Here is a 23,219-nt window from a genome sequence, read left to right on the forward strand (position 1 = left end):
GGTTAAAAAGTAAGGTTTAAGCCTACTGAAATTGTTTTGTTAAGCGGGTATGTGCCGTAATCAATACCAGGGGTGAGTGCATCTCCCGAATAGAGGTTTACTTCCGGGTTATAGCCAGTGTAATGGGTCCAGGTATGCAGATTTTGTGCGGTTAGAAATAGCCTGGCGCTACTGATTGATAGTCGTTTCAATAACAAGCTACTTAAGCTGTAGCCCAATGTTACATTTTGCAATCTTACATATGAACCGTCTTCTACCTGCCTGGATGAGGTTCGGCCATTGTTACCCTTAGCTTTTCTGTTTGCACGGTTAACTTGTCCGTTTCCTGGCACTGATTCAGATTGCCAGCGATTCAGGGCGTCGGTAGTATTGTTGAAGTTGCCCTCCATACTGTTAATGTACCTGTTCTGGAGATTCACAATTTCAAAGCCTTGTGCTCCCTGAAAGCTGAAAGCCAGATCAAAACCACTATAGGAAAGATTATTGGTGATGCCAAAGGTATAATCAGGGAAAAAATTGCCCACAATGGTACGGTCCTTATTTACATCAAGTACACCATCTCCATCAACATCAATGAATTTAATATCGCCTGGATAGGCATTTGAAAAATGAGGATTGGCATTCAGGTCGGCCTGGTTCTGGTAAACGCCATTAGCCTTTAAAAAATAATACGCGCCAATAGGTTGGCCTACTGCTGTAATAAAGAAAGTATTTGCTGTGCCATTGGTGGCAATGATGGGTGCATTGCCCGGACCCAACTCTTTTACCCTGTTTTTGTTGGCTGAAATGTTTGTGCTGATCCCCCATTTAAATTTCCCAAACTCATTTTGCATGGAAAGTGTTGCCTCAACTCCCTTGTTATTTACCTTGCCTATATTCTGTCTTGCCATACGGAAACCGGAAGAATAGGGAATAGGCAAATTGAGCAGCAAATCGCTGGTGGTTTTATCATAAAGATCAATTTCCAGGTTTAGACGCTGCTGGAATAAACCCAAATCGATTCCTAAATCAAACATCTTTGATTTTTCCCACCCCAGATCGGCATTAGACAGGTTTGCCGGAGCGGAGCCATTGGCGAGCTGACCACTTGCAGGCCCCAGGATGTAATTACTGATGCCAATCCTGGCTACGTGGTCATAATTTCCAATCTGGAAATTCCCTGTAATGCCATAACTTGCCCGGATTTTCAGGTTACTGATTGCGGTAACGTTATTCATGAATTCCTCAGATGAAAGCCTCCATCCGGCAGAAACCGACGGAAAATAACCCCACTTGTTGTTTTTACCAAAGCGGGAGGAACCATCAGTCCGTATAGCAGCTGAGAAGAGATATTTGCCCTTAAAATCATATTGCAGCCGGGAAAGGGCCGATAGGAGCGACCATTCCTGAATACTTGCCGTACCAGATACAACCTGGCCAGCATTAATGGTGCGGATGAGGTCGTCGGGAAAATTAGTTGCGGTTACGCCATTCTGCTCCGAACGGTTTTTTTGAGCCGTGAAGCCGCCTAATATTTTTAAATGATGATTGCCAAAATTTTTGTTATAATTAAGGGTCTGCTCCAACAGCCAGTTATACACGGATGTTTGACTGTTGGTAGCAACAGGATTTGATGGGTCAGTATAAAAGGCCTCGCCCAGATTGGGAATAGTTGATGGTCTATAGGTTTTATTCCGGTACTCATTGAGCGTGGCGCCAAGTGCTATCTCATACTTCAGGCCTTTAAGCAATTCATAGTTAAGGTAAACCCTGCCCAGGAAATTGGTGTGATATACCTTGTTGTCTATCAGATTGGCAAGGGCAACGGGATTAAGCACCGCATTGTGCTGGTAATCTTTACCAATCCGCCATTTGCCATTGCCATCAAAATTATAAGATCCGTCTTGATTATAGACTGGCCAGGTAGGCGACATCTGAAGGGCTGAGCCGATAACGGACTGATCGGTATAGGGGCCTTCGTCATTAACCCGCTTCTCTACTGCGTAAGATGGAGCCAGGCTTGCGCCAAAGCCAAATTTGTTTTCCGTAGCATCGAGGTTCATTCTTATTCCATATCGCTGATAGCCTGAATTGATCACTACTCCCTGCTGATCAGTATAATTCAGAGCAGTGAAGTACTTATATTTATCGTTTCCGGAAGAAAAGCTTAATGATTGGTTGGTTAATACCGCAGACCGGAAGATTTCATCCTGCCAGTCGGTATTGGTAAGTCCCGCTTTGCCGTTTAGGTATGGATATAAATCAACAGGGGTTTGATTCCAGTAAAAGCCTGCATTTTCAACCGTTCCACGTTCGGCATCAGGCGTAGCCGCACTATTTCCTACCTTAAAATCTACCCAGGCATTATCGTGCGCATCCTTAGCCAGCTGTGCATATTGATAAGCATCGAGCATGTTCAGCTTTTTAGAAACCTGCTGTATTCCGGTATTGGCAGCATACGTTACTTGCAGCTTTCCTACCTGGCCTTTTTTCGTGGTGATCAGGATAACGCCATTGGCTCCACGCGATCCGTATATTGCAGCCGAAGAGGCATCTTTAAGCACTTCAATAGACGCAATATCATTGGTGTTTACGAACTCATTTGCCTGGCCCTGCGAATCAAGTGGATATCCGTCTACCACAACTAAAGGTCCGTTTCCGGCAGTAATTGATCCGGTTCCGCGTATTCTGAACGTCGAACCTCTTCCGGGTTCACCTGAACTTTGCAATACCTGAACGCCAGCGATTTTTCCAATGATGGCCTGGTCGAAATTGGTAACAGGCTGATCTTTGATCTGGCTGAAACTGACCTTGCCAACTGCACCGGTGATGCTCGTTTTGCTTTGGGTGCCATACCCAATCACCATCACTTCATCCAGGCTTTTCGTGGCAACGGGCAACAGCTCAATAATTAATGTGGAATGTTCCGAAGGTTTTAAAATCAGTTTTGAAAGCCGTTTGGTCTGATAGCCAACAAAGGATACGCTTAGGTTATATGGTGTCTGGGAAAGCAGTTGTGGTAACTTAAATTTTCCATCGTTCGCGGTAAGCGTTGATTTAATTTGCCGGGTCAGTTCATTGGAAAGCTGAATGGATACACCGGCTAATGGCAATCCTTTCTCGTCTTTAACAATGCCCGCCATCTCGGCATTTTGAGCCTTGAGGCTTTCCGCCATTAAAAGCAGCGCAATACAGACTAGTAATTGTTTGAAGAAATGTTTATTCATATACTCATTAATTTTTGATATTGAAAAGGGTATGGCATGCCCATCCCCGGTAATTTCCGAGCTTAATATTTATTGGTTTACAATACGTTACTTGCTTATTTGATAACCATCAGCTACCCGAGATAATTTTAATTGATTGAGATCGGCAATATCGGCTAGTACCTGGCCAATGTCTTTTTTAGGATTTACTGTTCCGGTAAACGCCAGGTCTTTTACATCTGCTAGCTCATATTTTATTTTGATGCCAAAGGAAGTTTCCATTTGCGCCAACACTTCGTGCAGCGGTGTTTGATTAAACACCAGTTGTTGCGGAACTGCATCTGCTACTGGTCGCCTTTCTTGCGTATTACTCACTTGTAAACTTGCTGAATGTTGATGGTATACCAACTGGCTGCCAGCCAGCAAAATTTCCTGGAAAGCCTTTGCTTTCGGCCATTTCTCTGCGGGTTTAACCAAAATCTTTCCGGTGTGTAATACTACTTTAAAAGAATGGCTGCCCTGTTTTGCCGTAATGGTAAATGATGTTCCCAATGCAGTAGTTAAAATCCCACCAGCATCAACTGTAAATGGATGAAGATGGTCTTTTGAAACCAGGAAGTAGGCTTCTCCCTGAAGCGAAACCCTTCGTTCTTTCCTTATAAAAGGTTTCGGGTATTCTAGTTTTGCGCCAGGTTTTAATTTAACAAGAGAACCATCTGGTAAGGTGAAGCGCTTTACATTGCTGGAGTAATTGGTTACGGTTTCTTTGTCTAATGGAACGGCTGTCTCTTGTTTTGTAACAGCGATAGATGCTGATCTTTTATGTTCAGGGGTATTGTAGTAACTCAGTATGCCAAAAGTACAAACCAATATAATACCCGCTGCAACGGCAAGCTTTTTGAGAACTGAAATGCTGTAGGTTTTATGAATGGTCTGCCTTTTCACGGATGCAAACATTTGCTCACTTTTTTCTGCTGAAAGTGGCGCATCCTGAACATCCGCCCATTCCTGTTCTGGAAGCAGTTCTTCGGGAATTTCCTGATTGGCATTCAGGTATTTTCTGACTTCCAGATATTCCTCCACAGAGCAAAGCCCTTTGAAGTATTTGTCCAGTAACTCTTTTGAGACATTCATACCCTTTATACGATTGTGGATATCACAATCCCCTAATGCAAGAAAAATTTATTTAAGTGTAGCCAATGCACACAGCAAAACCACGGTAGAATATTTGGCAAGTTGTTTGGTCGCCAATGAAACATGGTTTTCTACCGTTCTGGGAGAAATCGATAGTTGTTCGGCTATTTCCTTATAGGTATACCCATGAAGTTTGCTCAGAATAAAAACATTTTTTCGCACGGGAGGCAAAGTATTCAGTACAGCATAAAGCTGTTGGCGGATCTCAAACTGGTTTTCCCCTGCATGACTGCCCTCTAGCTCATCGCTGTAAAGTGATAAATGACGCCTTGCTGTACTTTCAGTTCTGAAATAATCAAGCAACACAGATTTGGCTATTCGAAACAGTTGATGTTCCAGATGGTGATCTTCAGATAGAGATCCCCTGAAACGCCACAGTTTGATAAAGACAACCTGTGTGAGTTCATCGGCCAGATCAGTACTGGCAGTTTTGGAAATAAAATATCCATTAACCTTCTTATGCCATTGTCTAAAGACATTTTCAAAGGCAACTTCATTACCGCATTTAAGCTCTTCAATGAATTCTGACATCTTAGCGGCAAAGGTAAATTTTCAATGTCAAGAGAATATTAATACTTGGTTAAGGATATGTTGAAGCGGGTTAAAAGAAGCTGCTAGGAAATTCTCCTCTATGAATGTACTGCGTTAGTGACCAAGCTCTAATTCAAATTCCAGGCTATAAAACTCTTCGTTCTTGTCCTAAATTGTGATTAAGGCTAAGTTTGGTTTCAATGATGTTTATTATTTGGTGGCTATAGATTGTAAAAATTGTCGTTAATTTAAAGCCCCTTTATTAAGCTAAATTGTATCGAAACCTTTTGTAATGCGTGTAATGGCAAAGAGATATCCTTTATTTCAAGATCATCCTAAAAGAATCTTCAGGTTTGCTGTATCGGCACTTTTAAAATATCCCAAAAAACTTCTTCTTTTTCTTCTTACCATTCTGTTTTCTGGCTTTTTCTGTAGCTTTTAGCTGTTGAGCCGATTGCGTTTTTGCTGTTCGGGTGCTGTCTTCCCCAGCTGTTAGCAAGCCTTGTTTGTATTGTTGATTGGCGATTTCGAACGGTGATTTGTAAGGTGTTGTTGGTAAGGTCGTTACAATATTATTATTGGTCGTCGCTAAACTGTAAACTAGAAAGGCGATAAGTAAGGTGCAGGCAGCTGCACAGCCCAAAAAAGCCTTTTTTGAAGCATGGATATAATTTTCCTGATGATACCCACCGGTCGATTTATTGTATTTTATTCCGGCCTTTAACGCCAGGGGTTTCAATGTTGCCAGTTCTTTTTCAAGCTTTTCGTTCTTTTCCTTTGCATCATTATATAATGCGGCATATTGCAGGGCTTCGTTCGGTAAGGTATTTTCCGTAAGCCTAAAGTCTTGTGGTGCAGATAATATTCCAACTGTAACTGCCTGATGCAATTCCATTCCATTGGCATATCGTTCAAGGGGATTTTTTTGTAGGCACCGCCCAATCAACTCGAGTAACCAATGTGGTACCTGCATTTCCTTCTCCAATACATCGGCCTGAAATATATTTTCCAGATTGCTTTTACGAAGTAACATAGCATCTGGAATTTCCTTTTCAATATGTCCGATTATTACCGTATTGCGGGCGGTATCGCCACCTCCTTCGAGTGGGAACGGAACCTGTCCGGCCAGGAGTTCGTACAAGATGATGCCATAACTATAAATATCTGTTTGTAACAGCATTTTTCCTTCATGCTGTTCCGGTGCCATAAATTCTATTGCTCCAGCATGGCGTATGCTTGTTCTGCGCTGCTCTTCACTCATAATGGCAAGGCCAAAATCCAATAGCACATAATTGGCAGTCTGCACATTGTACTTCACATTATTGCTTTTAACGTCGCCATGTTTAACATCAACCTGATGGCAGTGTGCAAGTGCAGCAGCCAATTGTTCTGCTACTTTTAACGTTTCTTTAACCGTGAAAACTTTTTGATGCGGAGGCAACAGCAGTTCGCCAAGCTCCGGGCCTTCAATGTATTCCATTTCTATATAGGGAAATGATCCGCTATCGGTAATCCCCGAGCTCAATATCTTCACCACGTTCGGGCTGGAATGGGTATTTACCTGCTGCAGTTTGTTAACCTCATTCAGAAAGTTCCGGTAGTTTTTATCGCTTTCATCTTCCACGTAGATCGGTGTAGGAATGAGTTTGATGGCAGAATAAACTGGCCCCATGCGCATCCCTTTGTAAACAGAACCCTGCCCACCGGTTTTTAATGCACCAAGATTTTGTAGCCCTTCGGCAATGGTAAAAATCTTACTCATGGTTTTGCGGCTGAAAACTAAACTCCAATACGACTGATTCTCCTAAAATAATCTGATCTCCCTCTTCTAATTCCTGCCCAATTTGTGTGGCATGGAGTTTTACTGTCTGTTCGGTGAGCGCAGAACGCAGCTTGACTTTATTGCGTGGAGGTATACCACCTTCATCTGCGAAGATTACAAATTTGGCGAGGTTTTTATCCCATTCAATATGAGCGTGCTGTCTGCTGATGTATTTATTCCGTTCATCATCACTTTCTGAAGGAAATGCAATGTGGTTGGTGCGGAAATAACCTTCATCAGACTGTGCCTTTTCATCTCTGCCGATATTGTATTTTCCACCCTCAGAACTGATTTCGTAGTTTGGTTGCAAAGTCTTCCCGCTAAGTGCTTTCAGGTAGGCTTTAGCCTGCTGCTTTACAAAATGGGTTTTAGTTTTCACAAAAAGTGCTACTGGCAGATTTTGCATTTTTACCGCATCATCTGGAAAAGCTTCTTCAAAAGAAAGTGTAAGCGCCCAGCTTGTAGGTAGATCCAGGGAATAGTCATCACTTATGCGTTGTATCTCGTTTTTTAATTGATCAGGATCCTCGGTAAATGCGGCAGCTTCATACACATGCCGCTCTGCAGAGGTACAGTTGATGTAAATACCCAAACCTTTGATGTTTGCACCTTCACCGCCCTCCGCTTTTTGTAACTCCTGCTTCACAAATTGTAGTAATGCGTGTCTGATTCCCTTCACATCATCAGGATGTTCCCCACTTCCGCTTTTGAATAAGTCGAATATCATTTTCATCTGTATATATTGTTGGTGCTTTACTACTGTGTTATCTTGATTATTGAACTCATCATCTCCATTCTGTTCTCCATTACAGTAAAGCTATTAAATTTATGATTTCACTGTTTGAGTTAAAATTAAAATGTTTCATCTGTTCAATTAAAGCACGGTAAATGGTTATCAGTTTTTAGCTGATGAAACTATGCTTTTGATATAGCCGCCCTCTTTTAAAAGCGGGATTACATGTTTGCCGGCCAATCGTACTGCGTCTGATGACCCTTTGGTAGCCTCAATGCGTATACAGACTACAATATGGCCATTACCCTTTGCAGTTGGTGCAAAAAATACATACCAGCCATCATTAACCTGTTGTTTCTTCCAGATCCGTTCTGGCGTCCCTGTTTTGCCGGCAACCGCCAGGCCAAGCGTTGCTGCCTTTGGCCCACTCTGTTTAATCATGTATTCCTGCATCAGCCTGGCATACTCCGGATTGTTTACCAATTTTGTACCAGTTTTTATCGCCTGCGGCTGATCGCTTACTTTAAGTACAAACCTGTTTGCAATCATATTTCCATTGTTTGCAATCCCGGCAGCCATTCTCGCCACTGCTGCTGGCGTTGCAATGAGCGCTCCCTGGCCCCACGACATGCCTGAAATTCCCTTTGCCCTTGTCTTTCGGATGTTGTTAGGGTCATATTTTGGTTTGGTATTGAATTCGGTCCTGCGCCAAAGCTGTTTCCATTTTTCTTCCTGTGCGCCGTTTTCGCTGGGTTTATTGTAATAGTATCCTCCGGCTCCGTGTAAGAACATGCCTGTTTTTAGGTACAGCTCGCCCATATTTTCCTGCAACTGTTCTTGGTTTGCAAGTTTAATGAAATAGACGTTGTTAGATTTAACCACAGCCCGTTCCAGGTCGATCAATCCCGTTTCATCTGGTTCGATGCCTTTGGTACGGATACGTTCCCAGGATGCCACCTGGTATTTTTTATCGGCAGCAGCCATGCCCAGTTTATTAAACGATGCCATGGCAGTAATCAGCTTAGCGGTTGAGCCTGGTTGGGTAAAATTGGTAAAGCCAAGGTCAGCGGTGGTGATCCACCCAGAAAGCTGGTTCTGTTCTGCATTAGTCATGGTTAACCGTTCCCAATCATGGATGGGCGGTAAGGGATATACAGCAGAAGTAAGTACATCGCCAGTGCTTGCTTCCATGATTACAACAGAAACGCGGTTATCCGATAGTGAAGTGTCCCGGGCGATCGACTTTTGTATCTTGGTCTGCAGGCCGGCATCCATTGTTAACTGTACATCGCGGTTCTTATTTTTAAAATCTTCCACCTCTTTACTACTGATACCGGCAAGGAGTAATGGAGAAAGTGCAGCATAATCTTTTTTCACAACCGTCATTTCCTTAACTCCCCTCGCCAGGAAACGGTTTTCGCTGTATCTGTTTGCAAGTACCGTAAAGCTCTTTGCAGGGAGTTTAAATCCGCGGAGTTCGGCTGCGTGTTCATAATCTGCAAAATAACCGTTCACACTTCCGTTAAATATGCCTGAATTTGCATCGCCTGTCCAAAAAAACAATTGTTCTTCGAAAGGGTAATACCGGTCTAATCTTTGGTGTACCGCAGAATCGAGATTGTAATGGGGGATACCTGCACCAATGAGCTTAAAGTGTTGGGCCTTCACACTATCAACGTTGCTGGTTGCCATTAGAATGCCCTTGCGGTCATGTATAGTGCCGGCTTTTAACCGGCTCATTAATATCGCGATGCGTGGATTGTAACTGAACATCCTTGCACCGCTACGGTCGGCTACCAAGGCCGGCTGTACAACCCATTTCCGGTTATTCAGTACGTAGCCTGCTACATTAACGCCCAACAGTATAATGCCCAAACAGGCAGCAATCAAAGCTGGTACCAGGTTTTTGTCCTGCTGTTTGGCGAGGTATTGCAGCTGTACTTCCGTACCCCGCACAGCAGATGCCGACATTAAAAATCCAGCAGCTAAAAAATTGAGTACAAGTGATGATCCCCCATAACTTTGAAAGGGTAGGGATACCCCCGATAGCGGTAAAGCTCCGGTAGAACCACCTGCGATGAGAAGAAACTGTACAAAGGTAGATACGCCGATTCCTGCACTTAAATAAAAGAGAAACGGTGAGCCTGTTCGCCTGCCGATAATAATTGAGCGGTGCAGGTATAACAGGAACAGCAGGAAGATGCACAACATTCCCGTTAATCCAAATTCTTCACCTATCGAAGGTAAAATCATATCGGTATGTGCTTCCGGAATGGTTTTGGCAAAGCCCTCTCCAACACCCTGTCCTGTTGCGCCACCTGTAGACATGGCCCATAAACCATTGGCCACTTGGTCGCCGCCGTAAACTTCATTGTTCCAGGCATCCTGCCAGATGGCTTTCCGATCCCCCAGGCGTTGTACCGGTCCAGGGAAGACGCGATCCAGATATGGAATTTGATCGATCGTTAAAAATGCCGACATGATCACCAGCACCATGATCGCAGACTCACTAAGTTGCTTACGCTGGAAAAACATCAACGAACCCACCAAAAGCAAGGTGATCCCTGTGGATATCCATATGTTTTCAAAAATCCATGACACCACTACATATAAAACGATGGCGCCTGCCATAAACATGAAATCGCCCCGGGAGAAGGAGAATAAAATAATAAAGGTGAAACAAACCACCATCGCCGGGCCAAGATCTCCCAATACCAGAAATAGCATGAGGGTCAACAATATTGCCAATAAGGCAAAAGAGAAAAATGACCATCTTTTGTTCCAGCTCGTGTATTCACTGATCAGTTTCTCGTTTACTGCAAAAAATCCTGCAAGAAAAAAAATGATCAGATACTTCACCACTTCACTGGGCTGAAATCCGAACAGATTTACCTTTACACCACTTCCTTCTGGTCCGGTTCCGAATAAGATGGTGAGTGCCAGCAATCCAATGGCGGCTAAGGCCCAGGGCCACCCGTTTGCAGCTGATCGGATGTTCTTAAATAAAAGCAGGCGGTAAACCCAGGTATCGGTATTGAAACGACGTAATTTAATGCACAGCATCAACAAGATGCCACCAAAACCCATTAGCAGGTATAGGAGTGAATCTTTAGCTAAAAAACGGTCGCGTAGCGGATCCTGTAAACTCAGCAGCATAAGGAAAGAAATGCCCGTAAGCAGCATCACTACCGGCAATATGACCTGATCGGCAGTGCTGAATTTCCATGAAAGGAGGAGGTGGACAAGAAAAAATCCACCAATCAGGCTTCCGCAGATGATGACAAACCACTTGTTGAATTCTTCGGGTGTTCTAATGATCAGTGATTTTTCCTTTTTGAGGATATTGAAATCCCTGGTAGAAAAAAGCTTTATCGTATGGGGGCGCTGCTCAAAAGTGAAAACGGTGTTATCGTTAAGGTTTTGTACACCCTTTGAGGCACCGAACTGAAAACCGGGTTTTAAAGGCAATATCTTAAATGCCTGGTTGTCGGGCAACTTTGCAAAAGTAAATTCCCCGGTAGCACCGGTACGGGCATAGGCGGTAAGCTGCTGCAATTTCCGTTTACCAGCAGTATCCAAAGTAAAAACCTTTGTAATGCCATTTGCTTTTTCAGTTATATTTTTGATGGTTTCTGTAGGTTCGTCGTTGTAGATACTGTCTTGCGGCAAAATCATTTCCAAACGGACAAGTACACCTGGGGTTGGCTTTTCATTTTCTACAATCTTCCCACTGATATCGTGCTCACCCAGGCCGAGGCTTATTTCAGACGGGTAGGGCCGAGGACTATTCTGCTCCTGTGCGAATCTGAGCGAATCATCACCAGTATAGCCAAGCAATGCCCGCGATGCCAACACCCTTGCTTTAAATGATTTACCCCCTTTTTCAAAGGCCTCGTCTGCAAGTAAAAAGTACCTGCGTTTATTAACTTCGCCAATGTTGTCAAGTTGTTGGGTATTTGGCGTTGCATCTGCAATGGTTTTTTCAATAAGATCAATGTCCCGCCGATCTTCAAAATAGTAACCTTTTTTAAGCAGGTTCCTGATATTTTCAGCAGGTTTTAACGCATTCAGGTTCACCATGGTGCCAGCTTTTAAGCGTGGCGCAACTTCTGCAAATCTAGGCTGAATGATCGAATATAATTGGTAGAAGAATAGTGCAAGAACGGTTCCAATGGCTAATATGAAGATTCGTTCATGAGCCCGGCTCACTTTAACGGCCCCTTTATTCTGCTCCATTTTTTAAATCTCTGGTTTTAGGGGTGGTACTTTTTAATGGACTAAGTTTCATCAATTCGGCATTTACCAGTTGCTGATCAGGGAAGCTGATGCTGTTTTTTACGGGAAGTAAACAATTGGTGAAAGTGACATTTTTAAGTAACAATGCTTGGTTTGAAATTGCAATAGCGGTAGCGAAGCCTTTAAATTGCAGGCTGTCTAACTTCATAAGCCTGGATTGAGATAGCATGGTTATGGCCGCACCTTTGTATCCGCTATCCGCTTGCAGCACAATGCCGTTTGCAAGAACGTATAAGGTATCTTTTCGAAGGCGTAAAGTATCGCTGATTAAAATCGGACTTTTAAAAATCGAGTCGGATAGGATTAGGGTGTCACCTACGGCATGATCAAATGCATCTTGTAGTAATTGCTCCTGGCTATTTCTAACTATTTTTTTTGGTGATGAACCGAGGGGTAAAACAGGGGCCGCTGTGTGCTGGTTTTGCAAGTACATAAATACGGTGGTGCCAAGAAGGATGAAGCATAAAATAACCAGCGCCGTAAACCCATAATTTCTTTTGGGCGGTGTAGTGGTTGTTAGTGTTGGATTTTCAGCCCGTATGGCTTCATTTTTTTCTGCTCCTGCTGCAGGTACTTGAGTTTGTTGCGTAAAGCCCGGTTTGGTGGGTATTACCCGTTGAGGTTCTTTATTGTTCTGCAGCAGCACAACAGTAATATTATCACGGCCTCCGTTTTCATTGGCAAGAGCGATGAGATTACCTGCTTTTTTCGCGAGCGTATCCCCTTGGAGAAGCAGACTAGTGATGTCATGCTTGTTGACCATATCGGTTAGCCCATCACTACACAATACGAGCATGTCGCCTGGTAGGAAAGGAGATTGACCGGTTTCAATATAGCTGTCATCGGTAGCAATCTGATCACTAAAACCAATTGCCTTATTAATTTCATTGCGTTTTGGATGTTGCATGGCCGCGGCCTCATCCAATCTTCCCGAATCTTCCAGAAAGCCTACAAATGAATGGTCTTTAGAGATTTTGATCAATGATCCATCCCGTAGCAGATATAATCGGGTATCGCCAACGTGAGCGTAATAAAATTGGTTATGCTCAATATCCGCAAGTACCATAGTGGCTACGCAAGCCATTTCCGAAAGATCCTTTTCGGTTTGCTTTTTGGCAACGATCATTTCATTTGTATTCTTGAACGCCCTGATCATTTGAGATATTGGATCGACCGGACGATCTGAGAATTGCATCGAAATTTGTTCCGTTGCAATAGCCGCGGCTACTTCACCTCCATGATAGCCGCCCACGCCATCTATCACAGCTGCCAAAATCAACTGATCGTCGGTAAGAGACTTAACAATGAAGCTGTCCTCATTGTTATCTCTGGATTTGCCGGTGTCTGTGAGGCCAAAAAAGTGTTTATCCATTTTTATTGCTGGAATTTTTAATGTCTTTAAAATGAACGATCATCAGCGCAACGACTAGTGATAACAACAAGATGGATAGGAGTTGCGACATGTGCTATGATTTAAATAAGTTTAAGCCGATTATGCCGTTGAGCAGCATCCTGGAGTTGAGGGGCAAAGAAACCCACTGCGGTGAATTAATTTCGCTACGCTGTACCAAAATTTCATTCAAGGTAGTAAGTTCACCGAAAGAAGCTAAATAGAAATTCCCGTCTGCTTTGTTATAACGGATGTGCAGATGCGGTGAATTGGTCCATTCTGAGTCGATCTTGAAAATATTGGAATCTTCGCGTTCGTCCTCGTTTCCCGAAACAATAGTATCTTCTGTTTTAATCAGGAACTCGATTTTTTTACCTGAAAACTGCTTGTCAGGTATGATGGCTTCCAACCGGGCGATAACGGCCTGGTTTGCAGAAGGAACAGTATTATTATCAACATATTCCAATTGAGCTTCGTAGGGGATTTCCATATAACCTTCACTGTAATAAGTGAAACCCTTTAAAATATCGTTGTTGATATCGAATGTCTGTGCAATACCGGTTTGACGGGGAATAAATGTTACACGGAGGTTTTCTGATTTTTGATTATTGCCCGGCAACAGTTTTCCGATAAAACCCTTATCACCCCTTGCATAATCCGGGTGCGATACCAGTCGGAATACCCATTTCGAGCCTGATGGCTCTACAGTTTTGCCCGCTTGCCGGTATTCTCTTAAAATCTCGTAGAATTTTTTGACTGTTTCCTGCACGATCAAACCAAAAATCCCCTGCTTATTATCTACAAATGCCTGGTAATCTTCTGCGTTAAAGGTGATAATGAATTCATGATAAAAAACGATGCGATCAGCAAATGATAATTCCCTGATAGACTCCTTAAATTTATCCACGATAAAGCTATAGATGATTTCCGGGGTAAGTTGTGGTACTTTCTGGTTACTGCTCTTGTTTTCATCAGTTAGAAACCAGTCCTGAATACCAATACGCTGCCAGAAATTTGATTTTGTTTCCATAAGTTATGGTGCCTGTGTGGCGGTTAAGGGAATTGTTTATAAAATTAAAACTCTACAGGAGTATTCAAAGTATCGGGAGTGAGGTCTTCTGTGCTATCGGCCGCTTTCTCTCTCGCTTTTTTAATCTCTGCGTTGATGGCGCTATCTACAACCCGCTTTGTTGCCGCTGCTTCAGCCGCCCTGCGCTCATTCGCTAATTTCTTTCTGTCAAGCGCTGAGGTATCAACAGCAGCAGGTATCGAATCAATGGGAAGTGTAACTTGTCGTGCCTGTGGTTTGTTGCTAAATTGGGAATATCCCAGAAAAGCCACTAATCCGATAATTGATATGATCAAAAAGGCGAATGCAAAATGAGGCAACAGTATGCCTTTTCTATCTGGGCCCTGTTCTACGTTTTCTAGCGCTAATACCTGTTTACGGAGCGCTTCGTTCTCCGTTTTGAGCAGATCCATAGCAGTATTGTCGATCGGAAATGTAATGCCTGATAAGCTTCCACTAACCACCGCTTCATGCAAGGCCATTCCATCACTGTATCTGAGCATGGGATCTTTCTGCAGGCATTTATCGATTAGCCTTAAAAGCCAATCGGGAACCTGCATTTCCCGGGTTTTCTGTTCTTCAGTCCAGGTCGAGGGTAAGTTGGTTTTGCGCAGATCAACTACGTTTGGAACTTCGTTTTCCATGTGACCGATCATTACCAAATTACGTCCGGTATCGCTATTTCCAGATAGGGGAAAGGGGACTTCACCTCCAAGTAATTCGTATAAGATTATGCCGTAACTGTAAATATCGGTTTGCAAGAGCATTTTGCCTTCATTTTGTTCAGGCGCCATAAACTCCACAGCACCCGCATGCCGGATGCTGCTTCTCCGTTGCTCCTCACTCATTATGGCCAGTCCAAAATCGAGTAGTACATAGTTGGCCGTATGCACGTTGTATTTAACGTTATTGCTCTTAACATCGCCATGTTTTACACCAAGTTTATGACAGTGTTCAAGGGCTGCAGCGAGTTGTTGTGCAACTTTTATGAGTTCGTTTAGCGTGAATATCTTTTGATGTGGGGGCTGAAGCAGCTCACAAAGGTCAGGCCCTTCTATGTATTCCATTTCTATAAATGGGAAGGATCCGCTTTCTGTTATGCCGAAACTGAGCATTTTTACAACATTCGGACTGGGATTTTCATTTACCTTTAGCAGCTTTGAAACTTCGTTTTCAAAATTGCGGTAATTTTTATCGTCACGGTCCTCGGTGTGGATTGGAGTAGGAATTAATTTTACTGCGGAGTAGATTGCACCCATACGCTTCCCCTTATATACCGATCCCTGTCCGCCCGTTCGCAGCGCTCCTAAATTCTCTAGCCCTTCTGTGATTGTAAATACTTTGCTCATAGTTCTCCTTAATAACAATTATAGGGATTTTTTATTGCCAAACAATAAATTAAATGTAGTCAAGGGGTACGCAGAGTTAAGCATTTTCTCCTAAGATAGTGATCTGGCTGGGGGATGATAATATGGAGCAGACAATTGCCAGCAATATACTATTACAACCGTACCAGGTTTGAAACAATATCACACTAAATACCCTTGCTCGGTACTTTATTACTATCACCAAAGTTTAATTTAATAGATTTATGATGATAATTGCCGATTTAACATCAGAGTTTCTACTGATGAACAAACAGAAAATAAAGTTCAACTGAAAAAACTACGTTGAATTTTGCAATCAGCCCGCCTGACGGAAAACCTTTCTTAGCAGTAGTTTATTTATTCAGCTCGCAGTCTGTTAATTCTTTTTCTGAATATTAAAAATTCTAAAGTTGTAAAAAAGAGATAAATTATTGAAAAAATTAAAAGATTTCTGAACACAGTAACAGTATTATTGTATAAAAGACTGTCGGTTAATATGGTAATAATTATAAAAATAACACAAAATAATGGTATTCCTAAAAATGTTAATAATGATAGATAAAGATTATTTCTAATTTTATCTATCAGATTTAGAAAAAGTGCAAACGAACAAAAAGCCATTGCAATGAGATATATACCTACAGCATATTACCATAAATTTTTATGCGATTTCCAGTAAATAAATCGAATGCTAAAATTTTTGGCTAACTTATGCAATAAGAAGAATATGATTGAACCGATTGAAAGTTGTTTTATCCTGCTAACTCCTACGCTGCTGCTACATACCACTAAGGCTTTTTCATCATAAGAAACTACCCCATCATTGTCAATATATCTTTAGCCCATAAATACTAACAATGACTAATTTTCCCCCTAAAATAAAACGATGCGCCCCCCTTCGAACTCATATTATTACCGCAATTTGCATTAGCCAATCATTGAACTAATCTGCGTGATAAACGGATTACGATTTCAGGCTACTTGAGACTGCAGCTCAAGAGGAATTAAAGTTATTAACCACAGTATGTCTTTGACAATCATCAAAAGATATGTTGATTAGAAACCAAAACCAAATATGAACCAGTTTAAACTTTCATCACTACGATGGTATGCACTCTTATTAGTGTCTTGTTACGTAGTATCTTGTAAAAAAGTAGTAGATTCCCAAAGTCAGGACACTTTTAAAATCCCTAAAGTCTCAGCCACTCAAAATGTAGCAAGTCTTTCTGCGGCAGCAAACATCACCACAGCAGGAGATCTTTATGACACAAATGGTAATATTGTGCATGCGGTAGAAGGCGGTGTAATTAAAGTAGATAATCTCTATTACCTATGGGGTATGGATCGCTCTCAAGATAATTATACATTTCGTGGTGTAAACCTATACTCATCACCAGATCTGAAAACATGGACTTTCGTAAACACCATTCTTAAAAACTCATCTCACCCTGATGTTGCGAGTGGATCGGTAGTTGAAAGGCCCAAGCTGTTGCACAATACCACCACCGGACAATTTGTATTGTGGGTACATTATGAGGGATGGAATGCTTATGCAACCTCTGAAGTAGGCTATGCTACCTCTAGTACAGTAGGTGGAAACTATACTTGGCAAGGGCACTATAGACCACTAGGACTTGATAGTAAGGATATGAACGTTTACAAGGATACCGATGGTAAAGCTTATATGATTAGTAGCATCTCAAACAATTCAGAAGTTGTAATCATGGAGCTTAATTCAGCCTATACAGCTCACGTTAGGGAAGTATATAGAGGATCAGGTGCAAATGCATCTTGGGGCTTTGGCTGCGAGGGACACGCTCTGATTAAAAAAGATGGTGTATATTTCTTAATAGAATCAATGTGTTCGGGTTGGGATACAAACGACAATCGTTATTATACGGCTACTTCCTTGGCCGGACCATGGACGAGTAGAGGTCTTGTGGCTCCTTCTGGGGCAAGAACATATCAGTCTCAGGTAACCAATGCATTCCCTGTAACTGGATCAAGTGGTACGTCATACGTCTATATAGGTGACAGATGGTCTACAGGAAACTTTTCGATGTCAAGATTAGTAATGCTTCCATTTAATGTTTCTGGAACCAACTTGAGCTTACCGTGGTATGATCAATGGGATATTAATACAGCCACAGGTACTTGGTCGTCGTTACCTGCGGTATCATTTAGCGGAAGTAGAAGACTTGTTAACCGTAATTCCGGAAAAGTATTAGATGTTCCAGCATGGTCAACTGCAGAAGGAGAACAACTTAAACAATATACTTCAAACGGCGGAAATAATCAAAAATGGACAATTACAAACCTTGGCAATGGCGAATTCAGAATAGCGAATGTTCATAGTGGCAAATCATTAGATAACCCTGGTAATTCAAGAACACTTGGCACCAATGTTATCCAATACACTAACAACAATGAATTTTCGCAAAAGTGGCACCTAATTCCTTGTGAAGGAGGTTACTATCGTATAGTTTCGGTTAATACATTAGGTAAATGCTTAGGGATTTCTGGAGCATCAACGGCTGATAACGCAGGTGTAGTGCTGGCCGATTTCAACTTCTCGAATGACCAACAATGGCAGATTATCCCTTAACCTCTAATCTCAAAATGGATAAGTTCTTAATTGAAATAATAATATCAAACTAAAACTTGAATTTCAATTCCAAATACCCAATAAAGTAGCCTTTCCTTTGTTCATGGCTACTTTATTGCATTAAAATCTTATAGTTAATGTCTTCTCTTGTCCAATTTTAAACAGAACTTCTAACCACTCAAAAACAAAAGTTGAAAATTCTTGGCTAGTCTCAAAAAAATATACTTTACTTTAGAAGTTCAAACCAAATATATCTTCTATTTCTGCTTTCTGATGCGCTATCCGATTTTTCTAACATTATGTCTGTTTTATATGTTGCCATTGATGGCGTCAGATAATCCTTCGCTCAGTTATTTGGGGATTGAACAAGGCCTTTCTAATAATGGGGTAAATTGTATCCATCAGGATAAATATGGATTTATGTGGTTTGGCACGTCAGACGGCTTAAATCGTTTTGATGGTTACACTTTTAAAATCTTCCGAAATCGCTTAAATGATACCACATCACTGGTTAACAGTGACGTAATGTCTATTCATGAAGATCGTATTGGTAATATTTTAGTAGGAACTAAGCAGGGTGCAAGTATTTATAATTCGGCTACAGGCAAGTTTTCTCAAATTCAATTTCGTTCATTTATTAAAAGTAAAGGGTTGCAGCGGACATCGAGTGTCATTTTCGGGTTTGAGAAAGATATGCAGGCTAACGTCTTTATAGCTACCGAAGGACACGGACTATTAATCTATCGGCAAAATCAGTTAAGGGCAGATCAAATATCCTTCGAAATGTCGAAAGAAAATCGCACTAACTACAGTGTCCAATCAGTAAAAGTTGATCAACAAAAAAGGGTGTGGCTATTTGTACAAGGATACGGTTTATGTTTGTATAACTATAAAAGCAATACTGTTCAATTGATTAATGGATCAATAACTACCGCCAAATGTATCCAGCCAGATCGGCAAGGGAATATTTGGATAGGGAATGAGCGGGGATTATACCAATATGATATTGCTTCGAAGTCAATCGTAGCACATCATACGGCAGTTGGATTTTTATCCTATATTGATGTCCACAATTTATCAATCGATCAGAAAAATCAACTTTGGATCAGTACGGATGGTGGAGGTGTTACTATTTATGACCTTAAAACCTACAAGCTAACCTATTTATTGGCAGGAAAGGGGAGAAACCAGTTAACCAGCGGTGCAGTGATGACAGTGCTGGAGGATAAAGATGGTCGTAAATGGATTGGCACCTTAAGAGGGGGTATTAATATTGTAGATGAGCGAAAAAATCGGTTTAAAACGGTCTCAAATAACACTTTAGACAAAAACGGACTGATCAGCAATTTCATACTTTCTTTTTGTGAGGATAAATCTGGTGAAGTGTGGGTTGGCACTGATGGCAAAGGTGTTGCGCTTTGGAACAGAAATAACAATTCATTTACAAATTATAGCCATCAACCAAATCAACAGCACTCCCTAAGTAATAACAATATCGCCAGTATTATTAAAGACCACAAAAATGATATCTGGATGGCCACCTATGGAGGAGGAGTAAATAAGTTTGATAAATCAACAAGCACTTTTCAATACTACCCATGCTATAATAAAGTAACAAAAAACATTAATCAAAACACGTGGATCATCTATGAAGATCGTTTAAAAAATCTTTGGGTTGGCACTATTCAAGGTGGTTTATACCTATTTAACCGCAGTACAAAAAAGTTTGAAATATTCGATTTGACTTTAGGCGACATCTATTCCATTGCAGAGGATAAAAATGGGGAGTTGTGGGTCGGAACTTTTGCAAGTCTTGTTAAGATCGACAGGAAAGGCCGGAAACATAGGGTTTACAGATTGGATCGGGAAGTGAGAACAATTTACGAAGATAATCAGGGTGATTTTTGGGTAGGAACAAGAGGTGGTGGCCTATTATTATTTGATCGTAATACAGGTAAATATAAAACTTTTACCGAGAATGATGGTTTGCCAGGAAACTCTTTATTAAATATTTTGGAGGATAACTCAGGCAATTTATGGATCAGCACTTTCGGAGGCTTATCGCGGTTTAATCCTGCCAAAAGGCAGTTTAGGAATTTTTATGGAGCAGATGGTTTGCAGAGCAATCAATTTAATTACAATGCCGCTTTAAAACTAAAATCAGGAGAACTCTTATTTGGGGGTATAAACGGTTTTAATATTTTCTTTCCCAATGAGATCAAGCCATTTGTTAGTGCACCTAAGCTTTTAATTACCGACCTTCGGATCAACACTGTTCCATATGAGCAGGACGCTAACTTCGAAGATAAAAAAACTGTTTATGAGCTTGAGGAGATCACGATACCTTATGATCAAGCAGTGCTCTCGGTAGATTTTACAGCCTTGGAATATTCCACACCTGATAAAATTTCTTATGCTTATTATTTAGAGGGTTGGGATAATGGCTGGAATAATTCCTTTAAAGTTAGAACAATTAGCTATTCAAAATTACGCGAAGGAAACTATAAGTTGCGTATCAAATCTACTAATGCCGAAGGCCTGTGGCTGAACAACGAACGCTTGCTTCTGGTTAAGGTCTTGCCACCTTGGTGGCGCTCTTGGTGGGCTTATTTTTTATATACTTTAGCTGGCTGCGCAACGCTTTATATTTATACGCTTTATCAAAAGAAACAAAACATGCTCCGGTACCAAATCCAGCTGGCTCATGTTAAAGTAGCGCAAGAAATTGAATTAAATGAAAAGAAACTTTCATTCTTTACCAATATCTCCCACGAGTTTAGAGCGCCTTTAACCTTGATTATCAATCCAATAAAAGAATTTTTAAATAGTAGCACAACTCAAGTAGATACAAAAGATTTAATTGTAGTATATCGCAATGCTCGTCGCTTGTTAAGTCTTGTAGATCAATTGTTGCATTTTAGAAAGTCTGACGCCGATGATTTAAAAGTAGTTGAATTTAATTTAGTTTCTTTCTGTAAAGAGGTGTATATCTGCTTTACTCAACAAGCAAAATCAAGAAATATTCAGTTTGATTTTAATTGTAGCCAAGATTTGATTAGCATTTTTGCTGATAAGGAAAAAATAGAAATCGCCTTGTTTAACCTTGTTGCTAATGCTTTCAAGTTTACACCCAATGGCGGTAAAATTAAGTTAAGTATCACCGCACTGGAAGAAGATGTGGAAATTCATGTTACTGATACGGGAAGTGGCATATCTAAAGAGATTGGCGCAAGATTGTTTGAAAAGTTTTTTCAGGTATTTGAAAGAGGTTCGCAGTCGAAAACCGGCTTTGGGATTGGATTATATCTGGTAAAAAAGTTTATTGAAAATCATTCGGGTAGCGTGAGCTACACCAGTGAGCCTGGTGTAGGTACTGATTTTGTAATCCGGTTATTAAAGGGCAAAGCGCATTTCAATCCTCAATTCATTTACGAACATGGAGATGAAGCTCCGTTATTTTTAGACGAACTGATCGATGATAACCAATATGAGTTGGAAGAGTTATCAGACGTTTTAGATGATCCATCTTTTGAAGTAATAACGGAAAAACCAACGATGCTTGTGGTGGATGATAATGATGAAATTCGCAATTATGTGAAGCACTTATTTAAACAAGAATATACTATTTATGAGGCAGATAGTGGTGAGTATGGACTACAATTAGTGAAAAAACATATTCCTGATATTGTTATTACTGATGTGGTAATGAAACAGTTAAGTGGGGTTGAGCTTTGTATGGAAATAAAAGCAGACCCTGCACTAAACCATATCCCTGTTATTTTGCTTACCTCCAGTTCATCTGCCGAAATTAAGTTGAAAGGTATTGAGAATGGGGCTGATGATTACATTACAAAACCTTTCGATAAGGATATTCTGATTGCGAGAGTTTCTAATTTGCTAAAGAGTCGCAGTAATTTGCAGAAGTTTTTTTACAATGAAGTTACGCTCAAATCGCATGATTATAACGTATCTAATGAGTACAAAGATTTTTTAGAAAAGTGTATCGCTATTTCTGAAAAGCATCTTGGTAATCCAAACTTTAACATCAAAACGCTGACAGATGAAATAGGGATGAGCCATTCTGTTTTATACAAAAGGGTAAAGTCTATTTCTGGTAAATCTGTTAATGAATTTATTCGTATTATTCGGCTACGTAAAGTTGCAGAACTATTTATAAATACAGATTGTAAAGTAAATGAAGCCGCATTCGAAGCAGGCTTTAGTGATCTCAAATACTTCCGCGAGCAGTTTACTAAATTGTTCGGGCTTAGACCTTCAGAGTACATTAAGAAGTACCGTAAGCCTTTCAATAAAGGTTATAAGCTGAATGGTAAAATAGTAAAGGATTAGTAACCAATAGATTGTTGGTTCATCAGGCCTGTATGGTATTGGCAAACTAGGTATTCCTAATTGGTTCTTTCAATATCATTTGGAAGCTATGACAAACCCAGATTGATTAAATGCCAATTTCCTAACAATGGTAGATTAAGCTTTCGTATTGGTTAGCAATCAATAGCTTGGCAACCGTATCAGGTTGTCAAGCATAATCATAAATATTCTGCCTTTATAGAAAACTTTCGATGGCTGAACCACCGCTTTCAAGGTCTATTTTATTTTGCTTTTATTAAAATTTTCGATGGCTTTGAAAACTATTGATCATCAATTTCATCGCTGATACAAATAGGATTGCAAAAGGTTTTTTGATGAAGGTCTGGTTATTTTTTTTTCTGCCTCCCCCCTCACATTTCCAGCCCTTAGCCATGTTGGTTGCTGGTAACAAGCTTTTTTGAATGAATTATCCCCTTTTAATGAATGATTTTCCCCCTCCTGCTAACCTAAAATAAAACCCAATTTGGTGAAATAATTAAACCAAAATTGAAGCATGTTAGTCGAGCATCAATGTGAAAAGGGAATAATTTAAAATAATTGTCCAGTGTCAACGCTAACCAAACGTATATGTGAAAATAGAAGACTAAATAAAAAAAGAAGGAATAGTGAGATCACCATTTTTCCAGATTTAATGCCCA

At 40.9% G+C, this 23,219-nt stretch carries 11 protein-coding genes; 2 read left to right on the forward strand and 9 right to left on the reverse strand.

Annotation, left to right across the window (positions count from 1 at the left end; genetic code table 11):
• Window positions 1-2 precede the first annotated feature (2 nt).
• From ACN1CD_RS04525 to ACN1CD_RS04565, 9 genes are all read right to left on the reverse strand, one after another.
• The gene (locus ACN1CD_RS04525; RefSeq protein WP_419129075.1) at window positions 3-3,206 is read right to left on the reverse strand and encodes a SusC/RagA family TonB-linked outer membrane protein; all 3,204 of its coding nucleotides are present in this window, start codon (window positions 3,204-3,206) and stop codon (window positions 3-5) included.
• An 87-nt stretch (window positions 3,207-3,293) separates the two neighbouring features.
• Entirely contained in the window at window positions 3,294-4,319 is a 1,026-nt protein-coding gene (locus tag ACN1CD_RS04530; protein WP_419129076.1) for a FecR family protein, read from the reverse strand.
• A 48-nt stretch (window positions 4,320-4,367) separates the two neighbouring features.
• Window positions 4,368-4,910, reverse strand: coding sequence for an RNA polymerase sigma factor (locus ACN1CD_RS04535; protein WP_419129077.1), 543 nt, complete (start codon window positions 4,908-4,910; stop codon window positions 4,368-4,370).
• A 370-nt stretch (window positions 4,911-5,280) separates the two neighbouring features.
• Complete coding sequence (locus tag ACN1CD_RS04540; RefSeq protein ID WP_419129078.1) at window positions 5,281-6,672, reverse strand: serine/threonine protein kinase; 1,392 nt, start codon at window positions 6,670-6,672, stop codon at window positions 5,281-5,283.
• Window positions 6,665-7,465 carry an FHA domain-containing protein gene (locus ACN1CD_RS04545; RefSeq protein ID WP_419129079.1) on the reverse strand — a complete coding sequence of 267 codons (801 nt, stop codon included), beginning with the start codon at window positions 7,463-7,465 and terminating at the stop codon, window positions 6,665-6,667. The genes ACN1CD_RS04540 and ACN1CD_RS04545 overlap by 8 nt, the downstream gene beginning before the upstream one ends.
• A 162-nt stretch (window positions 7,466-7,627) precedes the next feature.
• Window positions 7,628-11,701: an FtsW/RodA/SpoVE family cell cycle protein gene (locus ACN1CD_RS04550; RefSeq protein ID WP_419129080.1), complete on the reverse strand. Its 4,074-nt coding sequence runs from the start codon at window positions 11,699-11,701 to the stop codon at window positions 7,628-7,630.
• Window positions 11,688-13,133, reverse strand: coding sequence for a PP2C family protein-serine/threonine phosphatase (locus tag ACN1CD_RS04555; RefSeq protein ID WP_419129081.1), 1,446 nt, complete (start codon window positions 13,131-13,133; stop codon window positions 11,688-11,690). Before ACN1CD_RS04555 ends, ACN1CD_RS04550 begins: the two co-directional genes overlap by 14 nt.
• 94 nt (window positions 13,134-13,227) lie before the next feature.
• Window positions 13,228-14,181, reverse strand: coding sequence for a hypothetical protein (locus ACN1CD_RS04560; RefSeq protein ID WP_419129082.1), 954 nt, complete (start codon window positions 14,179-14,181; stop codon window positions 13,228-13,230).
• 44 nt (window positions 14,182-14,225) lie between these two features.
• The gene (locus tag ACN1CD_RS04565) at window positions 14,226-15,569 is read right to left on the reverse strand and encodes a serine/threonine protein kinase (protein WP_419129083.1); all 1,344 of its coding nucleotides are present in this window, start codon (window positions 15,567-15,569) and stop codon (window positions 14,226-14,228) included.
• A 1,093-nt stretch (window positions 15,570-16,662) separates the two neighbouring features.
• On the opposite strand from ACN1CD_RS04565, the gene ACN1CD_RS04570 reads away from it, so the two are divergent.
• Both ACN1CD_RS04570 and ACN1CD_RS04575 read left to right on the forward strand, forming a co-directional pair.
• Window positions 16,663-18,192, forward strand: coding sequence for an RICIN domain-containing protein (locus ACN1CD_RS04570; RefSeq protein ID WP_419129084.1), 1,530 nt, complete (start codon window positions 16,663-16,665; stop codon window positions 18,190-18,192).
• A 324-nt stretch (window positions 18,193-18,516) separates the two neighbouring features.
• Window positions 18,517-22,542, forward strand: coding sequence for a two-component regulator propeller domain-containing protein (locus ACN1CD_RS04575; protein WP_419129085.1), 4,026 nt, complete (start codon window positions 18,517-18,519; stop codon window positions 22,540-22,542).
• Window positions 22,543-23,219 lie beyond the last annotated feature (677 nt).

This window comes from Pedobacter sp. N23S346 (assembly GCF_048515415.1).
GTDB lineage: Bacteria > Bacteroidota > Bacteroidia > Sphingobacteriales > Sphingobacteriaceae > Pedobacter.

Bases quoted from the DNA above. Each gene is read 5' to 3' on its own strand.
- ACN1CD_RS04555 (WP_419129081.1), bottom strand. From the start codon at position 13,133: ATGGATAAACACTTTTTTGGCCTCACAGACACCGGCAAATCCAGAGAT.
- ACN1CD_RS04525 (WP_419129075.1), bottom strand. From the start codon at position 3,206: ATGAATAAACATTTCTTCAAACAATTACTAGTCTGTATTGCGCTGCTT.
- ACN1CD_RS04560 (WP_419129082.1), bottom strand. From the start codon at position 14,181: ATGGAAACAAAATCAAATTTCTGGCAGCGTATTGGTATTCAGGACTGG.
- ACN1CD_RS04535 (WP_419129077.1), bottom strand. From the start codon at position 4,910: ATGTCAGAATTCATTGAAGAGCTTAAATGCGGTAATGAAGTTGCCTTT.
- ACN1CD_RS04575 (WP_419129085.1), top strand. From the start codon at position 18,517: ATGGCGTCAGATAATCCTTCGCTCAGTTATTTGGGGATTGAACAAGGC.
- ACN1CD_RS04570 (WP_419129084.1), top strand. From the start codon at position 16,663: ATGAACCAGTTTAAACTTTCATCACTACGATGGTATGCACTCTTATTA.
- ACN1CD_RS04540 (WP_419129078.1), bottom strand. From the start codon at position 6,672: ATGAGTAAGATTTTTACCATTGCCGAAGGGCTACAAAATCTTGGTGCA.
- ACN1CD_RS04530 (WP_419129076.1), bottom strand. From the start codon at position 4,319: ATGAATGTCTCAAAAGAGTTACTGGACAAATACTTCAAAGGGCTTTGC.
- ACN1CD_RS04550 (WP_419129080.1), bottom strand. From the start codon at position 11,701: ATGGAGCAGAATAAAGGGGCCGTTAAAGTGAGCCGGGCTCATGAACGA.
- ACN1CD_RS04545 (WP_419129079.1), bottom strand. From the start codon at position 7,465: ATGAAAATGATATTCGACTTATTCAAAAGCGGAAGTGGGGAACATCCT.
- ACN1CD_RS04565 (WP_419129083.1), bottom strand. From the start codon at position 15,569: ATGAGCAAAGTATTTACAATCACAGAAGGGCTAGAGAATTTAGGAGCG.